Origin of the sequence: Coprococcus sp. ART55/1 (assembly GCF_000210595.1) — a bacterium.
Taxonomy (GTDB): domain Bacteria; phylum Bacillota; class Clostridia; order Lachnospirales; family Lachnospiraceae; genus Coprococcus; species Coprococcus aceti.
Window position 1 is genome coordinate 1,638,508 of the sequence record NC_021018.1, and the last position, 4,718, is coordinate 1,643,225.

A 4,718-nucleotide genomic window follows, 5' to 3' on the forward strand; every position below is an offset into this window, starting at 1 on the left:
ATCCAGCCTCTGTGAGAGTTGTAGCATCTGCTATTGCAAAAGGAACGTTTAACAATTTTGCAAGGGTCTGGGCAAGATATGTCTTACCTGATCCCGTTGGGCCAACCATGAGGATATTACTCTTCTGTAATTCAACCTCAAAATCCTTCTGCGCAAGTATTCTCTTATAATGGTTGTACACGGCAACCGCCAGTACCTTTTTTGCCTCTTCCTGACCTATTACATACTCATCAAGAAATTCTTTTATTTCCTTTGGCTTTAACAGATTGATATCACCATCTGAATCAAGTCCTGCGTCAACCAGTTCTTCTTCTATTATCTCTGAGCATATCTCTACGCATTCATCACATATGTAAGCCCCAGGTCCGGCTATGAGTTTTCTAACCTGATCCTGTGTCTTATTACAGAAAGAACATCTGAGCTGTTTTCTCTCGTCACTACGATCTGCCATTACAATACCTCGATTATTCACTATTTATAATTGTCTGGAGCCAGTCTTTTCCAGAATCTGCGAATACACCGCCGGTTCTGCAGGCTGGCTCCAACCAACTGATACATCTTCTACATATCAGATATCTCTATCTGTATTATCTGTTTGTTATAACGCTGTCGATAAGGCCGTATGCACAAGCCTCCTCAGCAGTCATCCAGTTATCACGATCTGTATCTGCCGCGATAACATCAAGTGGTTTTCCTGTATTCTCACTCAGCATTTTGTTGAGTTTCTCTTTTGTCTTTAATATATGTCTGGCTGCGATCTCTATCTCTGTTGCCTGCCCCTGAGTTCCACCAAGTGGCTGATGTATCATGATCTCCGAGTTTGGAAGCGCATATCTCTTGCCCTTTGTTCCTCCTGCAAGAAGGAATGCTCCCATGCTCGCTGCCATTCCACAGCATATTGTTGAAACATCACACTTGATATATCTCATTGTGTCATATATTCCCATTCCGGCTGTAACTGATCCACCCGGGCTGTTGATATATAACGAGATATCCTTTGAAGGATCCTCTGACTCAAGGAATAACAACTGTGCTATAACAAGGCTTGCAGTTGCATCATTGACCTCATCTCCAAGAAAGATGATTCTGTCTTTCAGCAATCTAGAATAAATATCGTATGTTCGCTCTCCGCGGCTAGTCTGTTCTACAACGTATGGTACCAATGCCATGTTATCTACCTCCAATACATATCAAGCCAATCTGTCTGTTAAAATATTAAACTTCCTTTGACTCATCTACAAGAAGCTTTGCAGCCTTCTTAACTGCTACATCCTTCTTGATGCTGTCCTTCTCTGCGTCGCCCATGAATCCCTTGATATCCTCAAGCTTCATCTGGTACTGAGCTGCCATCTTTGAAAGCTCCTCGTCAACTTCCTCGTCAGTAGCCTCAATGTTCTCAGCCTTTACTACAGCCTCAAGAACTGCTCTCTGCTGGATTCTCTTGAGTGCGTCCGGCTTGATTCTCTCCATGAGAGACTCCTCTGTAACGTTTACGATCTGCATATACTGCTCAAGGCTGATTCCCTGATACTGAAGTGTCTGAGCGAACTCATCCTTCATTCTCTTCTGCATATCCTCAACCTGTGCATCTGCAATATCCATAGTTGCGTTCTCGATAACCTTGTCAAGAACCTTTGCTTCCTTCTCGTTTGCAGCGTCTCTGTTCTTCTTTGCAAGTATCTTCTGCTTTACCTCTTCCTTGTACTGGTCAAGTGTATCGCATCCGCCTACCTCGCTTGCGAACTCATCATTGAGCTCTGGAAGCTGTGACTCTGTGATAGAGTTGATCTTGCACTTGAATACTGCCGGCTTTCCTGCAAGCTCCTCAGCCTGGTAATCCTCTGGGAATGTTACGTTAACCTCAACATCCTCTCCGATGTTCTTACCAACAAGCTGATCCTCAAATGTATCGATGAATGAATGTGAGCCAAGAACGAGCTTGTAGTTCTCACCCTTTCCACCATCAAATGGAACACCATCAACAAATCCCTCGAAGTCAAGAGTAACCTCGTCGTCAAGCTGTGCTGCTCTTCCCTCTACGAGTACCTTTCTTGCGTTCTGAAGCTGCTCCTTCTTGATGTCCTCAAGAACCTCGTCATCTGTTACTTCAACGTCGATCTTCTCAACTTCGATTCCCTTGTAATCGCCAAGTGTAACCTCAGGCTTTACAGCAACCTCTGCTGTGAATACGAAATCCTTGCCCTTGCCCATCTCTATTACGTCAATAACTGGCTGTGATGCGATCTCAAGCTCTGAAGCTACAGCCTCTTTTGGATAATACTCGTTGATCATTGCATTTGCAGCATCCTCATAGAATACTTCCGGGCCATACATCTTCTCGATGAATGCCATTGGCACCTTGCCCTTACGGAAGCCTGGAACATTGAATCTGTTCTTTGTCTTGTTGTAAGCTGCTGTCATTGCCTTGTCAAAATCTGCTGCAGGTACTGTGATTGTAAGCTTTGCCATGCTGTGCTCAAGCTTTTCTACTGTGAAACTCATCTTTTTATTTCCTCCTTGAAATGTGCAAATGGTGCCTTAAGCCCTACAATTAAGGCACTCAGATAGCATCCATTTATCTTTTTCTTGTTTATATGTGTGGACAAAGTCCACATCAATCATCGATTATATCATAATGTGCAAATGATTGTCCAGTCCATTATACTATTATTATAATACAAAGTTTTCACGACACAAAAGACCTGATGTATGGATCATACACCAGGTCTTCTTTTTGTTCGTAGATCTAACGGAGATTATAAGCCAGGCTTATCTTCCTGACATCTGCTCTTCCTGTCTCTTGATCATCTGACGAACCATCTCGCCACCGATTGAACCTGACTGAGCTGATGTTAAATCTCCATTGTATCCATCCTTAAGATCAACACCGATCTCCTTGGCTACCTCCATCTTGAACTTGTTCATAGCACTCTTTGCCTCTGGAACACTTGTCTTGTTAGAGTTTGAACTTGCCATAACCCTGTACCTCCATATTGAAATAATTATTTAAGACTTTCGTCTTGTTAGTATTATTAACAATATGGCTTATGTTATAATGGCAATTTCTGTTATGTGCCATGAACTTTTTATCTGAAAATCACTTTTCTCTTAATACTTCATTGGCTCCTCTTCGCCATTCATGACTCTGAGTGCGCCCTGAGCAAGTGCAAGGAGCTCATCCTCTCCTGCATATACTGTAAATGGAGCAATAAATCCTGCTCTCTTCTCAAGCTCTTCGCATGTGTGCTTTGAATATGCGATTCCACCTGTGAGGATGATCTGATCAACCTTTCCTCTGAGAACTGTTGCCATACCACCTATATCCTTGGCAACCTGCTGATAGAATGCATCCTGAACAAGCTTTGCATGCTCATCGCCCTCATTGACAAGCTTCTCAAGATCTCTTGCATCGTTGCTTCCGATGTAAGCGTTGAAGCCGCCCTTTCCAACGAGCTTCTTCATAACCTCAGCCTGTGTATACTCGCCTGAGAAGCACATCTTTACAAGTGCTCCTGAAGGAACGCCACCTGCTCTCTCTGGTGAGAATGCACCGTCACCGTCAAGTGCGTTGTATACATCTACTACCTTACCGTGATCATGGGCACCAACTGATACACCGCCACCCATATGTACTACGATGAGGTTCAGGTCTGTGTACTTCTTGCCAACTTCCTTTGCATATCTCTTGGCTACTGCCTTCTGGTTGAGTGCATGGAACACGCTTATTCTTGGAAGCTCAGGTACTCCTGAAAGTCTTGATGATGGCATAAGCTCATCAACAACGACTGGATCTACGATGTATGAAGGAACTCCGAGCTCATCACCGATCTCTCTTGCGAGGATACCACCAAGGTTTGATGCATGCTGGCCCTGCTTACCGATCTTAAGATCCTCAAGAAGGTCATCGCTTACTGCGTATGTACCGCCTGGGATTGGCTTGAGCATTCCGCCACGTCCTACACATACATCAAGTGTCTTGATGTCAAAGTTCTTCTCAGCAAGGACATCAAGAATAACCTTCTTTCTGAAGTCCTTCTGATCTACTATCATATTGAAGCCTGCAAGCTCCTCTGTTGTATGTCTGAGTGTCTCCTCAAACAGAAGTGTCTCGTCCTCGAACACACCGATCTTTGTCGATGTTGAACCTGGGTTTATTATAAGAATCTTATATGACATTTTTTAAACCTCCAAATGTTTTTTATGTATGGCTTATTTGTTTGCCTTAAGTGACTCTGCAACAACTGCTGCAAGTGCTATTGAGTTGAGCTTAACCTCAAATGTATCTGATCTTGATGTAAGGATTACAGGAGCATCTGTACCTGTTATGATACATCCGTTCTTACACTTTGTTGTATGAACAAGTGTCTTGTATACAAGGTTACCTGCATGTATGTCTGGGAACAGAAGGATATCGGCATCTCCAACGATCTTTCTGTCTGTAGCTCCCTTATGGATAGCTGCCTCTGGCTCGATCGCAAGATCCATTGAAAGAGGTCCGTCAACGATACAGCCTGTGATCTCACCGTTCTCGTTCATCTTTGTGAGCTCAGCAGCCTCTACTGTTACAGGCATCTTAGGATTTACAACCTCTACTGCTGCAAGTGGAGCAACCTTTGGACAAGGTATTCCGCACGCATGAGCAACCTCTACAGAGTTCTCTATGATCGACTTCTTCTCCTCAAGTGAAGGATAAGTCATGAACGCAACATCTGTAAGGT

General features: G+C 43.7%; 6 protein-coding genes. All 6 read right to left on the reverse strand.

Going from position 1 to position 4,718, the window contains the following annotated elements:
- Positions 1-451: ClpX C4-type zinc finger protein (locus CCU_RS07520; protein ID WP_208896090.1), on the reverse strand; the 451-nt coding region annotated here is incomplete at its 3' end.
- A 136-nt stretch (positions 452-587) separates the two neighbouring features.
- The gene (clpP, locus tag CCU_RS07525) at positions 588-1,169 is read right to left on the reverse strand and encodes an ATP-dependent Clp endopeptidase proteolytic subunit ClpP (protein ID WP_015534163.1); all 582 of its coding nucleotides are present in this window, start codon (positions 1,167-1,169) and stop codon (positions 588-590) included.
- Between the two features lie 46 nt (positions 1,170-1,215).
- Positions 1,216-2,502, reverse strand: coding sequence for a trigger factor (tig, locus tag CCU_RS07530; protein WP_015534164.1), 1,287 nt, complete (start codon positions 2,500-2,502; stop codon positions 1,216-1,218).
- 267 nt (positions 2,503-2,769) lie between these two features.
- Complete coding sequence (locus CCU_RS07535) at positions 2,770-2,976, reverse strand: alpha/beta-type small acid-soluble spore protein (RefSeq protein ID WP_015534165.1); 207 nt, start codon at positions 2,974-2,976, stop codon at positions 2,770-2,772.
- 132 nt (positions 2,977-3,108) lie between these two features.
- Positions 3,109-4,176, reverse strand: a complete 1,068-nt coding sequence (gene buk / locus CCU_RS07540; RefSeq protein WP_015534166.1) for a butyrate kinase — start codon at positions 4,174-4,176, stop codon at positions 3,109-3,111.
- Between the two features lie 33 nt (positions 4,177-4,209).
- On the reverse strand, positions 4,210-4,718 hold a 509-nt coding region (locus CCU_RS07545), incomplete at its 5' end, for a phosphate acyltransferase (protein WP_256364698.1).

Coding starts and splice junctions, on each gene's coding strand:
- clpP (WP_015534163.1), bottom strand. CDS start 1,169: ATGGCATTGGTACCATACGTTGTAGAACAGACTAGCCGCGGAGAGCGA.
- tig (WP_015534164.1), bottom strand. CDS start 2,502: ATGAGTTTCACAGTAGAAAAGCTTGAGCACAGCATGGCAAAGCTTACA.
- CCU_RS07535 (WP_015534165.1), bottom strand. CDS start 2,976: ATGGCAAGTTCAAACTCTAACAAGACAAGTGTTCCAGAGGCAAAGAGT.
- buk (WP_015534166.1), bottom strand. CDS start 4,176: ATGTCATATAAGATTCTTATAATAAACCCAGGTTCAACATCGACAAAG.